At 49.2% G+C, this 18,779-nt stretch carries 17 protein-coding genes; 3 read left to right on the top strand and 14 right to left on the bottom strand.

Annotated elements, in window-relative coordinates; all coding sequences use genetic code 11:
• The 3 genes from HMPREF1022_RS05175 to HMPREF1022_RS05165 are packed head-to-tail and all read left to right on the top strand — an operon-like array spanning position 1 to position 4,099.
• Positions 1–1,287 (top strand): bifunctional folylpolyglutamate synthase/dihydrofolate synthase, encoded by a 1,287-nt coding sequence (locus HMPREF1022_RS05175; RefSeq protein ID WP_009302206.1) that lies wholly within the window; start codon positions 1–3, stop codon positions 1,285–1,287.
• Positions 1,284–2,714, top strand: coding sequence for an L-seryl-tRNA(Sec) selenium transferase (gene selA, locus HMPREF1022_RS05170; RefSeq protein ID WP_009302205.1), 1,431 nt, complete (start codon positions 1,284–1,286; stop codon positions 2,712–2,714). The genes HMPREF1022_RS05175 and selA overlap by 4 nt, the downstream gene beginning before the upstream one ends.
• Before the next feature lie 2 nt (positions 2,715–2,716).
• Entirely contained in the window at positions 2,717–4,099 is a 1,383-nt protein-coding gene (locus tag HMPREF1022_RS05165; RefSeq protein WP_008685130.1) for an aminopeptidase, read from the top strand.
• Between the two features lie 85 nt (positions 4,100–4,184).
• On the opposite strand, the gene HMPREF1022_RS05160 is transcribed toward HMPREF1022_RS05165, so the two are convergent.
• The 14 genes from HMPREF1022_RS05160 to HMPREF1022_RS17080 all read right to left on the bottom strand — a co-directional run bounded on the left by HMPREF1022_RS05160 (position 4,185) and on the right by HMPREF1022_RS17080 (position 18,547).
• Complete coding sequence (locus HMPREF1022_RS05160) at positions 4,185–6,011, bottom strand: ATP-binding cassette domain-containing protein (protein ID WP_009302204.1); 1,827 nt, start codon at positions 6,009–6,011, stop codon at positions 4,185–4,187.
• 11 nt (positions 6,012–6,022) lie between these two features.
• The gene (locus HMPREF1022_RS05155) at positions 6,023–6,730 is read right to left on the bottom strand and encodes a glycosyltransferase family 2 protein (RefSeq protein ID WP_035060655.1); all 708 of its coding nucleotides are present in this window, start codon (positions 6,728–6,730) and stop codon (positions 6,023–6,025) included.
• Complete coding sequence (locus tag HMPREF1022_RS17090) at positions 6,727–7,599, bottom strand: radical SAM protein (RefSeq protein WP_156802850.1); 873 nt, start codon at positions 7,597–7,599, stop codon at positions 6,727–6,729. Before HMPREF1022_RS17090 ends, HMPREF1022_RS05155 begins: the two co-directional genes overlap by 4 nt.
• A gap of 195 nt (positions 7,600–7,794) precedes the next feature.
• Positions 7,795–8,616: a glycosyltransferase family 32 protein gene (locus HMPREF1022_RS05150; RefSeq protein WP_009302201.1), complete on the bottom strand. Its 822-nt coding sequence runs from the start codon at positions 8,614–8,616 to the stop codon at positions 7,795–7,797.
• Positions 8,617–8,665: 49 nt separating this feature from the next.
• Entirely contained in the window at positions 8,666–9,436 is a 771-nt protein-coding gene (locus HMPREF1022_RS17085) for a glycosyltransferase family 2 protein (RefSeq protein ID WP_009302200.1), read from the bottom strand.
• Between the two features lie 30 nt (positions 9,437–9,466).
• Positions 9,467–10,243 carry a glycosyltransferase family 2 protein gene (locus tag HMPREF1022_RS05145; RefSeq protein WP_009302199.1) on the bottom strand — a complete coding sequence of 259 codons (777 nt, stop codon included), beginning with the start codon at positions 10,241–10,243 and terminating at the stop codon, positions 9,467–9,469.
• On the bottom strand, positions 10,234–11,646 hold the full coding sequence (locus HMPREF1022_RS16515) for a glycosyltransferase (protein WP_009302198.1): 1,413 nt from the start codon (positions 11,644–11,646) through the stop codon (positions 10,234–10,236). The genes HMPREF1022_RS05145 and HMPREF1022_RS16515 overlap by 10 nt, the downstream gene beginning before the upstream one ends.
• Complete coding sequence (locus HMPREF1022_RS05135; protein ID WP_009302197.1) at positions 11,639–12,640, bottom strand: glycosyltransferase family 2 protein; 1,002 nt, start codon at positions 12,638–12,640, stop codon at positions 11,639–11,641. The genes HMPREF1022_RS16515 and HMPREF1022_RS05135 overlap by 8 nt, the downstream gene beginning before the upstream one ends.
• Entirely contained in the window at positions 12,637–13,593 is a 957-nt protein-coding gene (locus HMPREF1022_RS17995) for a glycosyltransferase (protein WP_009302196.1), read from the bottom strand. The genes HMPREF1022_RS05135 and HMPREF1022_RS17995 overlap by 4 nt, the downstream gene beginning before the upstream one ends.
• 178 nt (positions 13,594–13,771) lie before the next feature.
• The gene (locus tag HMPREF1022_RS05125) at positions 13,772–14,239 is read right to left on the bottom strand and encodes a PqqD family protein (protein WP_009302195.1); all 468 of its coding nucleotides are present in this window, start codon (positions 14,237–14,239) and stop codon (positions 13,772–13,774) included.
• A gap of 23 nt (positions 14,240–14,262) precedes the next feature.
• A complete protein-coding gene (locus HMPREF1022_RS05120; RefSeq protein WP_009302194.1) occupies positions 14,263–15,378 on the bottom strand; it encodes a hypothetical protein in 1,116 nt (371 codons plus the stop codon).
• Positions 15,368–16,489, bottom strand: a complete 1,122-nt coding sequence (locus HMPREF1022_RS05115) for a nucleotidyltransferase family protein (protein WP_009302193.1) — start codon at positions 16,487–16,489, stop codon at positions 15,368–15,370. The genes HMPREF1022_RS05120 and HMPREF1022_RS05115 overlap by 11 nt, the downstream gene beginning before the upstream one ends.
• A gap of 10 nt (positions 16,490–16,499) precedes the next feature.
• Positions 16,500–17,714 (bottom strand): glycosyltransferase family 4 protein, encoded by a 1,215-nt coding sequence (locus tag HMPREF1022_RS05110; RefSeq protein WP_083823240.1) that lies wholly within the window; start codon positions 17,712–17,714, stop codon positions 16,500–16,502.
• Positions 17,711–18,547: a glycosyltransferase family 2 protein gene (locus HMPREF1022_RS17080; protein ID WP_009302191.1), complete on the bottom strand. Its 837-nt coding sequence runs from the start codon at positions 18,545–18,547 to the stop codon at positions 17,711–17,713. Before HMPREF1022_RS17080 ends, HMPREF1022_RS05110 begins: the two co-directional genes overlap by 4 nt.
• Between the last annotated feature and the right edge of the window lie 232 nt (positions 18,548–18,779).

Genomic DNA, 18,779 nt, shown 5'->3' with positions numbered 1-18,779 from the left:
ATGCGCACGTCATTTCAAAATGTTCGGGAAGTGCTGGCCCATCTTGACGGCCTGGGCCTCTTCCATATGGATCTGAGCCTGAACCGCATGCACCGCGCCCTAGAGGCCCTGGATCTGACCCGGCCCCCTTTCAGGGTGGTCCAGATTCTGGGCACCAACGGCAAGGGTTCCACAGCGGCCTTCCTGGCCTCGCTCTGCATGGCCCACGGCTGCAAAACCGGTCTGTACACTTCGCCGCACTTTGTCTCGCCCGAGGAACGCATCCGCGTGGACGGACGTCCCTGGCCCGCCGAAAGCTGGACCGCGCACGCCAATGAGATCATGGCCGTGGCTCCGGATCTGACCTATTTTGAATTTCTTACCATCCTGGCCCTGCTGCTCTTTCGGGAGGAAAAGGTGGACGTGACCGTGCTGGAAGCGGGCCTGGGGGGACGGCACGACGCCACTACCGCCGTGCCCGCCGACCTGCTCTGCTACGCGCCCATCGCCCTGGATCACAGGGACGTGCTGGGGCCCACTCTCACGGCCATCGCAACGGACAAGGCCGCTGCCGTGCGTGGCCCGGCCCCGGTCTGCACAGCCCCGCAATTTCCCGAGGCGGCGCGTTGCCTTGAAGAAGCCGCGCGCGCCCACAAGGCCATGCTGTTCCAGGCCGCGCCCCTGCCCGCCGCTTCCGCGCCCGGCCTTGGGCTGGCCGGACCGCACCAGCTGATCAACGCCGGGCTGGCCCTCGCGGCCTGGCGACATCTGGCCCCGCTGCTGGACAAAAATGCCGACAACACCACGGCGCAGGCGCACGGTCTGGCCCATGCCTTTCTACCGGGCCGCCTCCAATCCGTGCCCGGCACAAAGGACTCCCCCCCCCTGCTGCTGGACGGCGCGCACAATCCCCACGGCATGCGCGCCCTGCTGCGGGCGCTGGATGAGGCGGGCATCCGGCCCGCCGGAGCGGTCTTCTCCTGCCTGGGGGACAAGGACTGGCACACCTCGGCCCTGATGCTCAAGCATTGGCTGGGCGCGGCCCCGCTGTTCATCCCGGCCCTGGATAATCCGCGCGCCGCCGACCCGCACGAGGTGGCCAGGGCCTGCGATGGCCTGCCCCCGGCCACGGCCACGGTTTTTGAAGGCCCGCGCGCCCTGCCCGACGCACTGGCAGCCGCGCGCCGTCTTGAAGGCGCAGACCCTGAGCGGCCGGTGCTGCTGACCGGCTCTCTCTACCTGCTGGCCGAATTTTTCGCGCTCTTTCCCCATTTGCTGGCGGCTGTACCGCCAAAGGCCCTGCCATGAACGAGCTTTTTCGCGCCATCCCGGCCACGGATCTCTGTCTGGACGCCCTGATGACCGCCGATCCTGATCTGGAAGAAGCTCCGCGCGCTCTGCTGCGCGAATTGGCCACGCGGTTCTGGGACGCCCGGCGGGAGGACATCCGCGCCGGGCGCTGCCGTGAGGCCGCCCAATTGAACCTGGAGGCCCAACTGCCCGCCCTGCTGGCGCACATCCGCGTTGGATTGCGGCCCCGGCTCAGGCCCGTGCTCAACGCCACGGGCGTGGTGGTACATACCAATCTGGGCCGCTCCGTGCTGGCCGAAGAGGCGCGGCAGGCCGTGGCCGTGGCCGCCGATGGCTACTGCAATCTGGAGCTCAACCTGCGCACCGGCGGGCGCGGCAGCCGCTACGAACTGGTGGAAGAGCTTATCTGTCGCCTGAGCGGGGCCGAGGCCGCGCTGGTGGTCAACAACAACGCCGCCGCCGTGCTGCTGATGCTGGACGGCTTCTGCAAGGACGGCGAGGTGATCGTCTCGCGCGGCGAGCTGGTGGAGATCGGCGGCAGCTTCCGCATTCCGGAGGTCATGGAAAAAAGCGGAGCGCATCTGCGCGAAGTGGGGGCCACCAACCGCACCCATCTGCGCGACTATGCGGCGGCCATCAACGAAAACACCCGCGCCCTGCTGCGCGTGCACACCTCCAATTACCGCATCGTGGGCTTCCAGTCCTCTGTGCCCCTGCCGGAGCTGGCGGCCCTGGCGCACGAGCGCGGCCTGCCGCTGTTTGAGGATCTGGGCAGCGGCAGCTTCATGGATTTTTCGCCCTACGGCCTGCCCAACGAGCCCACCGTGCCCTCGGTGCTGGCGGGCGGCGCGGACCTGGTGACCTTTTCCGGAGACAAGGTGCTGGGCGGCCCCCAGGCCGGGATCATCGCCGGGCGCAAAGGGCTGGTGGACAGGCTCAAGAGCAATCCCCTGACCCGCGCCCTGCGCTGCGACAAGCTCTGCCTGGCCGCTCTGGAAGCCACCCTGCGCCTCTACCTGGCCCCGGACAAGGCCCGCGAGCGCATCCCCACCCTGCGCCGCATCTGCCTGCGGCCCGAGGACCTGGCCCGACGCGCCCGCGCCCTGGCCGCCCGCCTGCGCAAAGCCTTGGGCGGGGACTGTGCCGTAAGCGTGCGCCCGGATGTCTCGCGCGTGGGCGGCGGGGCCTTTCCCCAATACGACCTGCCCACCAGCCTGGTCTGCCTCAAACCCGCGCGGATCAGCGCCACGGCCCTGAAAAACGCCCTGCTGGCTACCGACCCGCCCCTGCTGGGCCGTCTGGAGGACGACCACTTCTGCCTGGACCCGCGCACCCTGGAAAACAAGGAATACCCACTGCTGCTGCGCGCACTGCGCATGGCGCTGCAGGCGGCGGAAAGCAATCATAACCGACAAGGAATATAATCATGGAAAAAACACTTGCCTACAAACCGCAAAGCGCCTGGGACACCTACGCCGATGCCAAACAGCGCAAAAGCATGGAAGCCCTGGCCGCCCGTTACATCGACTTTCTGACCCGCTGCAAGACCGAACGCGAAACCGTGGACTATGCGCGCGAGCGCCTCAGCCAGGCCGGTTACAGCGAGGATTTCAGCAAGGAGCGCGTGCTGCGTCCCCTGCGCGGCAAGGCCCTGTTCGCGGCCCGGCGCGGCTCCGAACCGCTGGAAAAAGGTCTGGCGCTCATCGCGGCCCACGCGGACACCCCGCGTCTGGACTTTAAGCAACGCCCGCTCATTGAACAGCCCGGCGTGGCCCAGGCCAAGACCCACTATTACGGCGGCATCCGCAAGTATCAGTGGCTGGCGCGGCCCCTGGCCCTGCATGGGGTGGTCATTCGCGAAAACGGCGAAAGCCTTGCGGTGAGCATCGGCGAAAAGCCGGGCGAGCCGGTATTCTGCATCGCGGACCTGCTGCCGCATCTGGCCCAGAAACAGAGCAGCCAGACCATCAGCGAGGCCTTTGAGGCCGAAAAGCTGAATATTATTCTGGCCCACAGCCCCAAGGCCGTGAAAAAAGGAAAAGACAGGGACGCGCCCAAGGAGCCGGTCAAGGAACAGCTGCTGGAGATTCTGCACAAAAAATACGGCATCAATGAAGAAGACCTGATCACCGCCGAACTCCAGGCCGTGCCCGCCGGACCGGCGCGCTTCGTGGGCTTTGACAAGGCCCTGGTGGGCGGCTATGGGCAGGATGACCGCATCTGCGTGTTCACGGCCCTGGAAGCCCTGCTGTCGGCCGAAAGCGGCGCGCGGAACATGGCCGTGATCTTCTGGGACAAAGAGGAAATCGGCTCGGACGGCGCCACGGGCGCGGCTTCGCGCTTTTTCCAATACTGCGTGGAAGATCTGGCCCGGGCCTGGGCTCCGGGTACGCCCGCCTCGCACGTGCTGCTGCACAGCCGGGCCCTTTCCGCCGACGTGCAAGCCGCTCTGGACCCGGATTTTCAGGAAGTGCACGAAAAGCAGAACGCGGCCCAGCTGGGCTACGGCCCCTGCTTCTCCAAGTTCACGGGTTCGCGCGGCAAATACGGGGCCAGCGAGGCGGACGCCGAATTTTTCGGCGAACTGCGCGGCCTGTATAATGCCAAGGGCATTCCCTGGCAGGCCGCCGAACTGGGCAAGGTGGATCTGGGGGGCGGCGGCACAGTGGCCCTCTTCCTGGCGGCCTACGGCATGCGGGTCATCGACCTGGGCCCGGCCGTACTCTCCATGCACAGCCCCTTTGAACTGGCCAGTTGCGCGGATCTCCACGCCACTTTGGAAGCCTACAGGACCTTTCTGGAAGCCTGAGTCTTTTCCGGCCCAGGTTGTTGAACCGGCCACCCGTCATGCGGCGGGTGGCCGGTTTTTTACTCAATACATCGCATCACCCAATTTATAATTCATGCTGCAATAAGGCCCGTTGCTCCAGAGATTTCTTATAATCCACAAGAATTTTTTTCGGTGATCCGATACGCTGTATCTTTCCCCCATCAATCCAAATCAAGGTGTCGCACCGCTCCACTGTTGTCAGCCTATGCGCGATGGTAATGGTTGTAATGCTCTGGGGAAGAGAAAAAATGGTATTCATAATGGCGGATTCCACGCCGCCATCCAGTGCGCTTGTGGCTTCATCAAGAATGAGCACAGATGGTTCCGCGTACAAGGCGCGGGCAATGGACAGTCGTTGCGCCTGTCCTCCGGACAGGCCACCGCCTCCTTGTCCCAGTGTGAAGTTGATGCCACGCTGCTCCACGATATCCAGTTCGGCCATGCGGCAGGCTCGCAGAACCTTCTCTTCATCCCACGGCTTGCCCCATTGGCTGAAGGCCACGTTTTCCGCCAATGTTCCCGGAAGGATGTAGGGATTCTGCGGGACATAGCCTACACGTATACAGTAAGCGGCCCGATCGGCAGGCGACATAGTCCTGCCGTCCACAAGCATTTCCCCCTCCGTTGGCTCGATCAATCCACTCAGAATGGAAGCAATGGAACTTTTTCCAGCACCGGACTGGCCGATAATGCCGATTTTACTCCCGCATGTAATAGAGAACGAAATGTCACTCAGGCAATCAGCCTCAGCCGTGGGATAACGGAAAAAAACATGCTCAAACGAGATGCTGCGTCGCAATACGAAGGTAGGAGAAGGGTCCGGCAATGAGGACACAGGATGCTGCAGAGCTTCTTCCACTTTGTCCAGGCAGTCGAGAGCGGCATGGCGTGTTCCGCGTACAACCACCAAAGCGCCAAGGGAGCGGTTGAGCAATGGCAGCACGCGCCAGGCTATCAGCATGATCATGGTCAGCACAGCTGTGATATGCACCATGGAACTGTCTAAAAAGGTCAGCATAATCCAGAGCGTCACAACAATAGACAGAAAACCGGCTGTTTCCAGTATCCATGTCGGCGCGGAAGGAGCAATACTCAAAAAAGTTCTGTATGGTATGCCTTCTTTACAGGCCTTTTCAAAATTTTTGAAAAAAACGTCTTGCTGACGATATATGAGCATTTCGCGTACGCCGTGCATGGCGTTCATGGTCACCTTGTTTTGTTCCCGTGCCCATTCGGCGGCCTCCAATCCCGCCTGATCCATCGATCCTCTGAGGCGTCTGTATATGGCTACGGCAAGGCCGATTATGACGGCCATAACCAAAAGGATGATACCTGGCGTGGCAATAACAAGAGCCAATGCCATTGCAAGCGCAATGGCGGCGTAACTGTATACCGCCATGAGATGTATGACCATGCGCCCCAATTGGTCGCGCCATGACAGGGCTTGAAACATGGCGCTGCTGTCGCCTGCCAGATGCTGAATATAGGGACTATATAAAAAATGCTGAAAAACTGTTTTACCGGCAAACAGAGAGATGCGTTCGCCCAATTGGCTGGTCTTGTAGTTGACAAAGGCGGAAATGGCATTTTTGGCTGCAATCAGCCCCGCCGCCAGCACTGCGATAAGCAGGGCGAACTGGCGCGGATCCGCAGTAAGCCCTTGTAACTGGGGGAAGTGGCTCAAAAGGTTCGCGGCGGCGGGATGAGTGAGAATCCGTTCCGGCGCCGTGATGCTGACGGCAAGAAAGGAGATGGCGGCAATAGAACCGATTTCCAGTACCGCCTGCAGCACCACACAAGCAAATACACGCCGCGTGGTGCGTTGCAACCTGATAGGGAGAGTTTTGAGCACTCGGATGAAGTCATCAAAGGAGGATTGAAGAAAAGACATGCACAGACCGCCTAACTGCAGTCCTTCAAACGCCGCTTTTGAACATGCCGAGGATGCATACAACACATGCTCTCGCGCAAAATTTTCGCATAATCCTTGTATTCATCGTTGGAATTTGTTATGCCGTAATTCTTATTGTGTATCCGCCGGTCACAAGCGACGAAGCCTACTTTTGTAATTTTAATGCCAGCTTTTACAAGACGACATGTCAAATCAATCACCTCGCCGGTAATAATATCCTCACGAAAATCACCGATAGTATCGAAAACTTCTTTTTTGAACAAAGTAGAGCCAGTTAAAATGCCATAAAAAGGCTGGGGCTTCACATATCTTGCCTGTCCCAAAGCGTCAGGAGAACAAAAATCTTTCAACTGCGCCATGATGATCTTGTTATCGGGATATTTTTGCATTTCATCATAAAGTCGCTGTAGTGCTCCGTCCGTCAGCTTGTCGTCCTGATCTATGGTTAACCAATATTCTCCACTGGATGCATGGATACCGGTATTTTTTCCCGCAACCTGACCTTTATGCACGGAATTGACAATAACACGGCACCCCATGGAACGGACTATCTCAACGGTTCTGTCCGTTGAGATATCGTCAATTACAATAATTTCGTGATGAATCTTTTGGCGTTGAATACTTTCAATCGTCTCTTTAATATATTTTTCTCCATTATATGCGGGAATAACAACTGAAATTAAATCTTTTATAATCAATTCCTGTCCTCCACCTGCTCTCCGCATGGCAAACCATATTCTATTTTATCACAATGACAATAATGACAAAATTCAGAATATGGACGAGAATAAAAATTTATAATTTTTTTAGTCAATTCTTTGGTATTTTTATTTTTCCGTATATCAACAAGCTCATTTTGTATTTGTGGTGTAATTTCCATATTGCGATTTATGTATACAGATAGTGTACATTGAGTTAATATTCCATCACACAGCATATTGCAATACCTTCCCCAACATTTATCATATTGATTCTGAATATAAATAGCATTTTGCCTATCCTTATACAAATCTGGCATAGTTTGCCAGTTCATTGCCTCTCTTTTTTCTTGAAAATTACTCATTCTTATGTCATTTTTAATACACATTCTTTTAAATTCATCATATTTGACAGTCATATTGTTTTTCAATTTTACATTCCGATAATCGCTAATTTGAACGGCAAATTTCTTGTTTTTCATTACTTCAAGCAATTCTTTGGATGGAAGTAGCGTACAGTTTGTCGCCAGAAATACATGGCGCACTTTTTTTTGCTTTAATGCGTAAGCAAGCATTTTATGTAGATCTTTTGCCAGGAGCGGTTCACCTCCCACAAACCCCAAAAACATAATGAAATCAACGGATTTTAGGATAGTATCCAAATCATTTTTGAATTCTTCAAATCCTACAGGCTTAACATGTGTTTGATTTGTAAAGTATGGAATAAACGTATTACAGTGTTTACAATTCATTGTGCATTTCGTTGTAACGACATACTCTAAAATTGGCATGGCTGGTTTTTTTGTTATAAAAAAACGAAATTTCATATAATTATTATAAATCACCTCACCATATTTGAACTTTTTCAAAAAATCTACACTAGGATTAGAAAACAACGCACATATCCAGTCATTTACTACTGATTTTCAAATATGATTTATGCTATTTTTCTGAAAGTTTTTCCAGGTTGATATTTTTTTCGTTTTATACATTTCACTCCTCCCTTGTAGCATGATATTCTGGATTTTAAATTTTCATCTATTTTTTAAATCAAACTATACCTATTAGCTATTCAACATGTGCATAAGATTTTGCTTTTGATTTTCAGCATCCAGCTTTATAGCTTCATTAATATTAATTTTCTGATTGGCCAGAGGATCATATTTGTCGATAAATTCCATTTTTTTCAAGAGCGCGGGCAAAGGTATGCGGTGCTTGTTAGATAAAAAAAATAAGTTCTTTTTTATGTGCCAAGATCCAGCTCCCCAGTGAACAGTATATGTATTCTGTGTTATACAATTACTACTAAATTCCATATGATAGTGAAACGGATGAAAATACTCTGGTGGATAAATTACTATATCTTTAGAATGGATAATTCCATCTATATTTAAATTCAGATGAAAATCATATTGTATAATTTTTTTAAAAATATTTGTAATTATGAAAAATGGAGATTCCCATATGTCTTTTTTATAAAAATTATTAATTTTTTTTAGTATCAAATTCGATTTCTTTGCACCGAATACAGCCATTTCTGGGAAGTTATTGATTGCATTACCGATAAACATATCATGAAGTAATAAATTATCAAATTTTTTGTAGACAGTTACATCTGTATCGAGATAAATACCACCATGATCAAAAATTGTCTTGATGCGTATATAATCAGATATATATGCCCACATTTTTAAATCATAAACAGTTTTAAACCATAAATTTGTGTTATATTCTACATCAAAATCGAACCATTCCGGCGTATTTTCATTTACTTCAACGATATCATAGTCCGACAACATCATGCGCCAATTTTCGATGCACACATTGGCCAAAACTGATTTGCGTTCACTATATCCCCAGACATAAAAAATTCGCTTAGGTATCATTTTTAATCTCTTTTAGTATCCTGAAAAATAAATTTTTCCCGTCTAATTATTATGATATTTCATAATTATTTAACCTTCTTAATTCTATACGTTTTTTATGTATAACGTCTTTATACATTTCAATATTTCTGCTGTCACCTTGTCTTTGTTCTTCTATATTAAAGCATTCATATTTTATACGTTTTCTTTCATTAATATGTTGTTGTGTATTTTCCCTGCTGATGCCATTATTATCCTGCACGGCTACGACAAGATTTAAATTTTTAAATATACATCCAGAATCATACATACTAATAAAAAAGCGCCAATCAGCAGCTACTCGATATGTTGTATCGTACATATCGCATTTATTTCTACGAAAAAAAGATGCCTGATGAGGCAACGATTGCCTATATAAATAAATCTTATCTATTTTAGACGGTGGAGTATACATTTTTTTCCCCCACAAACTTAATCCATACAGAACATCTGTATTTTTATAATTGTCATCACATCCAAATATTTTTTGTAATGTCTCTTTTTCCACAAACATATCACCAGCATTCATAAAATTTAGCCAGGTGCCATGTGCCTGCTGTATACCTTTGTTCATTCCAAAGTAAATACCGCCATCCGGTTCGGAAACGAAATAGTCCATTCTTGATTTATATCGTTTGAATATTTCCAATGTCTCATCAGTACTACCACCATCAATAACAATCCATTCAAAATCTTGAAAAGTTTGATTGACGATACTTTCACAGGTACGCTGTAATAAGGGCTCATTTAGACAAACTGTTATTATTGACAATGTTGGCCTTTTTATACATGAATCAATCATTATACCCCCATTTATATTTTTTATAAATTTTTAATTAATATCTTTTATATTATTTCTCAATTTATCAAATAATAACTTTATATGAAACTCACGCTCTTTCTGTTTAAAATAGGCTTGTTCCTCAGAAGTATAAAATTCAGATATGATTTGTTCACGCTCACTGAATAATAATTTTCTATTCAATGGGTTAGAAGATATGCCTGATTGATCCATATAAGATATTATAACATCAAAATACCGAAATATACATTCATTTTTATAAAGCAAAAGAAAATATTTATAGTCACTTGCAATTTTTAACTTAGCATCATAGAGCCCATAATATTTGAAACATTTATTTCGTATGAAAGTACTTTGGTGAGGGAAAGTCATATAATATAAGTATTCCCCCAATTCATATTTCAACTCTGGGCGTACGAGTCTCTCTTGGCTAGTAAGGGCATTTCCGTATAATACGTCAATTTCCGGCTCCCCTTCCAGAACTTTCGTAGCGCGCTCAAGGGCATCCGGTGTATAAAAACTGTCACCGGCATTCATAAAATTGCAATATTTACCCTTTGCCTGCAGGATTCCCTTGTTCATGGCATGGTAAATACCATTATCCTTCTCGCTGACAAAGTAACTCATTCTGCTTTTATATTTTTCAAAAAGCCGCAAGCTCTTCTCGTCACTTCCTCCGTCAATGACCAACCATTCAAAATTTTGATAGCTTTGATTGACAATGCTTTCGCAAGTGCGCTCAAGATTCGGCTCATTCAGACACACGGTGATGATGGAAAAAAGGGGATGAGAATCCTTCAGCGACATGGCGCTTCTCCCATATCCACGCGAGGCAGTCCCAAGAGCTCCCGGTACAGATGCAAATAGCGCGCGGCCATAAGTTCAGGCGCGAAAGCGGCGACAGCATGCTGCCGCGCCGCATAGCGCATAGCTTCATGCGATGCCTTTGGCAAGAGCAGCACATCCTGTATTTTTTTTGCCAGACTGCGGGCCGATGTCGCATTAACGATGCTGCTTATTTCACGTGGCTCCCCGGTAGGAGTGAGAGGCAAACCGGGATGTTCCGCCAGAAAGCCGGTTATTCCCTCTTCAATAATGTCCTCCGCTCCGGTGTGCTTCATGCCCACAGTCGGCGTGCCACACGCTTGAGCTTCCTGCAAAACAAGAGGCAAATTGTCCTGAAAGGACGAGGAAACAAAAACATCGGCGCAGGCGTAAACGTGAGCCAGTTCGGATGGTCCAAGGCGACCGAATGAAACGACCTCATATCCTTCGGGCCGATATTCCTCTGGCAGCTCGCCGCCAAAGAGGAGCAGAACGGGCAAAGCCCCGGACCACTGCCGGGCCAGCAGCCGCAAGGCCTCTTTCAGAACGACAAAACCCTTATTATACCGGTTCAGGCCTGACGCGCCGAAAGCAATGACCTTGCGGCCCGACTCTATGCCGCAAAAAGCCCGTGCCCATTCGGACTGCACAGGGCGATACAGGGCCGTATCTATGCAGTTGGGGATAACGACACAACGGGCTTTGCCCAGAATATCGCTTTCCCGCGTGCAACGGGCCAGCCAGCGGCTGGGAGAGGCGACTGTTATATTCAGACGGGAACAGGCCGCGACTTTTGCCGCGAAATTGCCCGCAGCCAGGTCAGGGCACTCTCCCGGTCCAAGCTGGGGACAATGCGAGCATTTCTCGGCTTTGTATCGCTCGCAGCCCGCTGTATAGTGACAGCCGCCTGTAAGGGGATTCATGTCGTGCAGGGTCCAGACGACAGGTTTGTCGCCAAAGGCTTGCACCGCGTCGCGCGGCCCCACAAAACCCGCCACCCAGTGCAAATGCACGAGGCCCGCGCGCCGGAGTTGAGGCAGTATTTCCAGCTTGGCCGGACTATCGGCCAGTGAAAACAGCTCAAACCAGGGTGGGATGGCCGTATGCGCCTTCAGACGAGCTCTTTTCAATACCCTAGCAACGGTAAGCCATTTTCGACCCAGAGGAATTTCATGCACAAAGCCCCGTGCCGTGCCCTTTGCCATGACCAGAAGTTCAACATCCAGCCCGGCCGCGCGAAGCGCCGTCAGCAGATTCAGCGCCGCACCGCCTGCGCCCGGTCCATCGCTCGTGGCGAGCAGACAGACAGGCGGAAGGCCGCGCGAGAGGGCATGGAGTTGTGCAAAAGTCAAGCTGCTCCGGCATTGTTGGATGCTTTCAGGCATGGCGTATCCTCGCGCGCAACTGGCTGAAGAGCCGACTTTTTGGCGTTTGCAGCAAAACTCCCGCCAACGCCTCTGCATCTCCGCGCTTCAAGGCGTTTTCAAAGTCGGCTCCCCTTAATTGCAACAAGTCATCAAGCAAAGAGGGGGTATGACAGACCCCATACAGAGCGATCAGATATTCCGCGCAGATATTGGCCGCCATGCCCACTTGGTCGGGGATCGCCCTCTTACACGCCCCCATACAATTATTGAAACTGAAAAGGAAAAGCTTCCCGTAAGCAGATTCATCCGCAATTTTCAGGTTGGCAAAACGCACTATCTCCCGCATGGCACGGCAAGTTGCTTCTATCTTTTCCAAAGAAAGATATTTGCTGTTCAGTGAATCATCTCGCCGCATATAATGATAACAGATATCATCCACAACAATAATCCCTTTGCACAGAGATACTGCCTTCATCAAGAATACGGTATCTTCGGCATTGCTGATGCCAGATGGACATTCTATGCCATTATCCCGAACAAATTCACGGCGGTAAATAGCTGACGTCCACTGCGTAAAGAATGCGAAACGATCTTTGCATATCAATATATTGCTCAATTCATCCCTGACAGTGCCCTCCGGCAAAAACTGGCGACGTACTCCTTTAACAATATCCGAATCCGTCTCAAGAGCTTTGGTGTACAAGCGTTCATAAAAAAAAGAATCCACAGTATCGTCGCTGTCCACAAAGCCGAGATAGTCGCCGCCTGCCAGTCCCATCCCGGCATTTCTTGCTGCGGCTGCCCCCCTATTGCAAGAAAATTCAACGATGACAAAGCGCGAATCATTCTCGGCATAACTATGCAGTATCGTGGATGACTTATCACTTGATCCATCATTGACACAAATGATTTCAATAGGATGCAGTGTCTGAGCTCGAAGACTGTCCAGACATCGGGCCAGATATTTTTCCGTATTATAAACTGGAATAATAATGGAAACTTTAGGATTCATGACGCTGCACAGTCTTTTGCTGTTTGAGCAAATCTCATTCGTTGCAAATGCTTCCGCAGCGTTGAAGCTGTGCGTATCTTGCTGTCCGCTCCGGAATAAAAACGCCAATAGGCTTTTTCTATCCGCACATCGCGAAAAATCTCCGGCAAAAAACGCGGTTTTTCCACCGCCAGACTGACGTCGTTGTCGTACAGAGTTGTCGCTACCTTGCAATGTGTGCCGTTGCCCATGCCTATATTGGTCGTATAGGAACGCACAGGATTGATACCCAGTTGAGAGTTCTTGTACCGGGCATAATCGGCCCGAATGGCCCAGGAATCCAGCTTACCAGCCATTTGATCATCCAGCATGGGGCTCAGATCTGTACCTCCGGCATTAAAAGCATGACGCTTTCCCGAATCGGCCTTGAACGTCTCGTAATCACTTACCGCCCAGTCGATTTTCTGAAAACGATCGCGCCAGGATGCCCACCCTCCAGAACAATTAAAGCGGGGTATAGCATATACATCCCATGCATAAGTATCCGGAATGGGCAATAATGAAGGCGGTAATGACCAAGCAGAAATATCAAAAATTGATTGATTGTTCTTATAAATGTGCAATCCTTTATTGAGAAAAGATAATGTATAAGGAGAGCAGACTACATCATCCTCAATAACAATAATATTTTTATTTTCTTCTAGAATTGTATTTATCCCTGTAATGACAGAATTTGCACATCCCATATTTATATCACGTTTGATAATATTCAAAGTATGAAATCCTGTTGCAGACTGCGCAACAGCGTGGACTTCCTCAATTTTCTCCACATCTTGCTCATTTCGTGGCCCATCGCAAAATATGGTGACATCTGTTTCAGATGCTAAAGTATTCTGTACAAGAGCTTGCAGAGTTCTTTGCAAATGTTCTGGTCTGTTAAAAGCAAATATGGCAAGAGGAGCATTTTGTGGCATAGCTTATCCTGTGATCAATTCACAGCAGAAATAGACAGACAACTGTGATTTATGCATATCGTCGTTGCAGATCGAAATAATTTGGACTCCACTAGGGAATTCTTGGAAGCCCCGGCGATTGCCAAGGGCTTAATCCATATCAACCGCAAGATCGCCGAAGTACAACTTTAGCAGTTTCTTACTTTATTTTCGCCTCTTTGGCCTTGACAACTTCCTCATCCGTTTCCAACGCAACCTTGTCCGGCTGCCAGCCGGTCTCTTCCTTCACTTCGTGGATAGGGTCAGCCAGAAGTAGTTCCTGCGCGTCGTTGTATTCATTGACCATCAACTCAAAATTATCGCCTGCGGCCACAGAGGCATCCAGTGTGACGTTGCCCGAAGCATCGCCTTCCAGCACGATTTCAAATGACTTAAGGCGGTTCACAAACTCGGTCATTCGCGCGTCCACATCTTCCGGCGCTCCGTCAAAGTTTTTAACGGCGGCAAGGATATCTTCAACGGCCGCGCCGGAGAGGATATTTTCAAAAACCGCACTGCCGAAACCGTTCATGCCGTAGTAGATTCCGGTTTCGCTATTGATGACGATGGCAACGCCATCGGCAATGTCACTGAACATTTTGTCTTCATTCAAGACATAGGTCGTCATGCCTTTTATCTCCTTATTGACTGTTATTGATTGTAATGTTCTAAAAATTTCCGCAAACACTGGATGTTCGCCGCTAAATCACGAGAAAGATTAATGCGATAAAACGGCAAACCATTCACAAATGACGCCAATTTGTAGATGGTACTGATATCCTGCGTTTCACCGGTTTGCATGACTGAGGAATATACAAGTTCATCCAATCCCTTAGCTTTGTACCCCGACTCGATGCTGGGCGCGTCACAGTTACAGATATTCAGGTGCATGCACAAGCGTACAGGATATTCACTGACAAATCTGTTATGATATCGACCTATATTAAAAACATATTTGTCTTTTCGCGCGTTGTTTGAAACAAAGGCGGCATCCAAGCGTGCTGATAGTTGTTGCCAGATCTGCGGTGACAGGGTGATAATGGAATAAATGGGCGAGGCGCGCAGAATGCCATCTTTTTGCTCCAGAAGCAGATAGTCATCAGACACATAGTCAAAGCCGTCCAACAGCGCGCTGACGGAAAATGTGGATTTTCCGCGATAGCCCATGCCGCAAAGTAATACTCCGGTATCATTTAAACCGACCACGGCACCATGCGCCAAATTGCTTTGCGGTCCCTTGAGAAAGCGTGCAAAGAGCTGGACAAAGAGGTGCCCCCGCTTGATCAATTCTTCCGGGGTGAGATCCTTGACGGCATAATAGTAGGTATTGGTGCGGGGGTTCCATCCCACAAGCTGATTACCGGGTGCATGGATTTCCAGTAGCGGTTTGCCATGTATTATATCTTCGTCAAAAATGCTAAAGTAGGAAAAATCGGCATGAGCGCCACGCACCTGATCAATTCTGTACCTGCGGTACAGTTCTGAAGTTTTATCGACCAGATAGAGGTCTTTGACCAATGCGGCAAAATCCTCTTCCTGCCAGATGACAAATGTCGCGTCATAATCGGACGGCTCGTCCAAAAGAACATATTCAAGCTGATTGTGTACATGCCACGCGTAGTCGGCCGCATAGCTGACCAAGCGCAATGTTTGCGTCCCTATCCGCAAATAGCTGACAAAGGCCGGATCGTTGCCGCGGCTGGCGCGGGCATTGAGGTAGCGGTATATCAGCGAAAGACATTGTCCCGAAGGCTTGTCAATGCGCATCCCTGAACTCCTGTGGGCACTGCTTGTGCAGATACCAATCGACAAAGGCCGGATTGTGGCGCAGCTTTTTCATCAACAGAAACTTCGCAATGAATGAGCCGAACTTCCAGGGGTTGTTCTTGAGCTCCACCACCCGGATGGCTTGGCATTCCTTTTGGCGTGGCAGAAAATAGTCCTCGTCAAAGATGACCTGATTGCAAAAGGCTTCCATGGCGGGATCAGCTGGAAAATATCTGTCCAGATCGGGAATGGTGTCCGCGACGATGGCATTCATGAATTCGGCGGCAAAACGTATCTCAAGCTCCCGCCCACAGGCGACGGCATCTCTCCAGACAAGTCCCCAGTCAAAGGAAGGTTTTTTCTGAAGGTACCGGCAATCACACAGAGCATAATACAAATTGCCGAGAGATGTATGCTCGCGTAAATTTTTGGTGAGGTTAGCCATGACAAGAAAGCAGAGATCCTCATGGCACGGCAACAGAAAATCCACGCCAAAAGCACGACGCGGTGTTGCACGCGCGAACAGGCCGTCGTGGAACTGCTTCAAATCCTTGCCCGGATCAAAAATGGAATGATGCACATCAACGGCGCTTTCCGTTTCCGTGTGAAAATCCACGGCATGATTGGACTCTTCCTTATAATGCAGATAGCCAAGCCCCTCACCGATGCGGGTCGCTTCCTCAATGCGATCAGCGGGGATAAGGATGTCCACATCTCCCATGGGGCGCGGCAGCTCCGGGCGCAAAACCTTCATGGCCCCGCCCTTGAACAGCAACATGGGAATACCCGCCGCATTGTACGCCTTGCCTATCCGCGAAAAATGAGACAATGTCTTCATGTTGGCAAAGCGATAATACGTAATGAGCCCAGTAATACGCGGTCCAGCATATTTTGAAATCTTAAGTTCAGGCTTATCGTGAATCAAATATGAAAGCAAAATGCACTTCCCAGCCCCTAATGCTTCAATATCGCACACAGACAAGCAATTATCCAAAAGCTCTTGTGTCGGTTTTTTTGCAAATACAAAGTTAAGAAGCTCTCGGTCATCCTTATGGACATATTTGCCATACAATTTGTTTACAAGATGCCGCAATACAGGTGTGCAAGCCACACTTCTCTCCTCAGGATCTGAAAAATTTTGAAGTCCACCCATTGGCCACAGAAGGCGCAAAGCGCTGCAAGATGTTTTGCCATTGCTGCAACAGGGCATCCGATGATTGCGAAGGTCGAGCCGCAATAATGCCCTGCCCTCCCAGAATGTCTCGCAGGCGCTCCGCGAGACAGGAAGGGCGAGGATCAAATATGGCGAAAGCCCTGTCTTCCTCGTGGACAAGCTCTTTACCTCCTCCAACGGAAGAGGCGAGAAAGGGGACACGATGCTCAAGACATTCGCTGACGGTGCAAGGCGAATTCTCCCGCAAGGAGGGCATAATCGCCAGGATACCGTTGCCACACAGATAACGGCGCGCTTCCAGCGTGTTGTAGTTCGTCAAAAAAACGATTTTGATGCCGCACTGTTCCAACGGGGCCAATGTGTCTCGGATATCCCGAACGCGAAAATCCGCTTCTTTTCCCAAAAAGGTAATACATCGCCCGCTCAGCAACCCAACCGGCAGGGATAGGAGCGCGTCACAAAAAATCCGTATTCCCTTGCGCGTTTCCAAACGACCGAAGAAAACAATCTCCCGAAGAGAGTCGCAATCCAGCCGGGGTAGCTTCCTGGCGGACCAGGACGGCAGGCTGCCGGGCATGGATGTAAAATTGGGAATACAGAAGGAACGCTCAGGCAAACGCCACCCGCGCTCGCGCATCCAGTCCAGAAGATAGCGACTTGGGCTGACAAGAAAGTCCGCCTGTTCGCAACAGGCCTGCTCCATCTCATAAAGGTGTCTTCTTTTTCCATTTTCAGCCATATACCTGTTCCCTTCATCCACCCAAAGAGACGGCCCATGAGTGATTATGCCCAGAGGACGTTCTGTAAAAGATATTCCTTGCATTTTAGATTGCATACAATAAAAACTGTCTGCCATAAAATCATGAAAAAGATAGATATCATGCTCTGTTTTAGATAACAGTTCATACGTTCGCCATGCTCTCTTCACCTGATCACGCAACAACAAACCGAACCAGGATATAATAGGATAAAAATTAATACCACGTTTTTGCATCTTTCTTGAAAACAACGTCATCGCAATATCTGGACGACCTGTATAATAAATAGCAATTTTATGTTTTCCACAAAGCGTGAGGTATTCGCAGAGATAGCGCATCGCCGTACCTATCCCGCCGTTTTTCGTCAGCTCGGACACTTCACGAGTCACAATGGCAATATTCACTTTGTCCCTATAATATTTATCAATCTGTAAAAAAACATCCCAATTCTATATTTTATCATATAGATGCATTCTTTAAGACATTCATATGGCAATATTACAAGTGGATAGAAGACATTTACAATCATAAAGATAAATGAAAAATGATGCTTACGTAAAAGATACATTCTCCCCGCGGCATACGCATGCACTTTTCGTCTTAGAGAGGGATTTTGTAAATTTTCATAAGGATGATGAACCAGAACAGACTGTGCACGCGCTATGGCAAAGCCTGCCTGCATTGTTCGCAACGCAAAATCCGTCTCCTCTCCAGACTGATACGGCGTATGGCTGCCAACGCCAAGATTCTCGTCAAAAAAGCCCACATTAGGCAGTATACTGGACCTGTAAAATTGAATATAGCTTGGACAATTGTTAAAAATTGCATAGCGAGTCAAAAGAACTGGAACGGTGTCTTTTCTTTCGCAACTCTCATCAAGCCCTATGTGCTCCCCCATTATCGCAGATATAAGGGGATATTTTTCAAAAAGTTTCCTCGCCATTTCGAGTGTGTCCGGCTCGTACACACAATCATCATCCGGAATAGCAAAAAAATCGCCACGTATCTTTGATAAGGCCAAATTTCTTGATCTGGAGAGACAATTATCTTGAGATTGAAAAGTCCTGATAGTCAGATTTGAAAACAAATCACATAACACATCAACATCATTCTTATTAATTGATGGGCCATGAATAAAAACGATTTCAAAGTTTTTATATATCTGTCGGCACAAACTCAAAAACAATCTCTCAACAAGATAAATTCTATTTATTGAAATCACTATAATGGAAAACATAAATTATTCTCTTTGATATATTTTTTATATAACGTGGAATAATTTCCAAAATTAAAAAGCATAACGTCCATAGTTCAATGTGGAGACGTCAAAACATAGAAGCGCCCGCACTGACAATAATCAGTACGGGCGCTCAGCAGTATACTGCTAAAAAATTTATGTTGGCTAGAGAGAGAGAGAGAGAGAGAGAGAGAGAGAGAGAGAGAGAGAGACTAATTTAATTTTACTTATT

The organism is Desulfovibrio sp. 6_1_46AFAA, from assembly GCF_000224635.1.
GTDB lineage: Bacteria > Desulfobacterota > Desulfovibrionia > Desulfovibrionales > Desulfovibrionaceae > Desulfovibrio > Desulfovibrio fairfieldensis.
The sequence above is the reverse complement of the archived record's forward strand: the minus strand, read 5'-3'. Positions and strand labels throughout refer to the sequence as shown.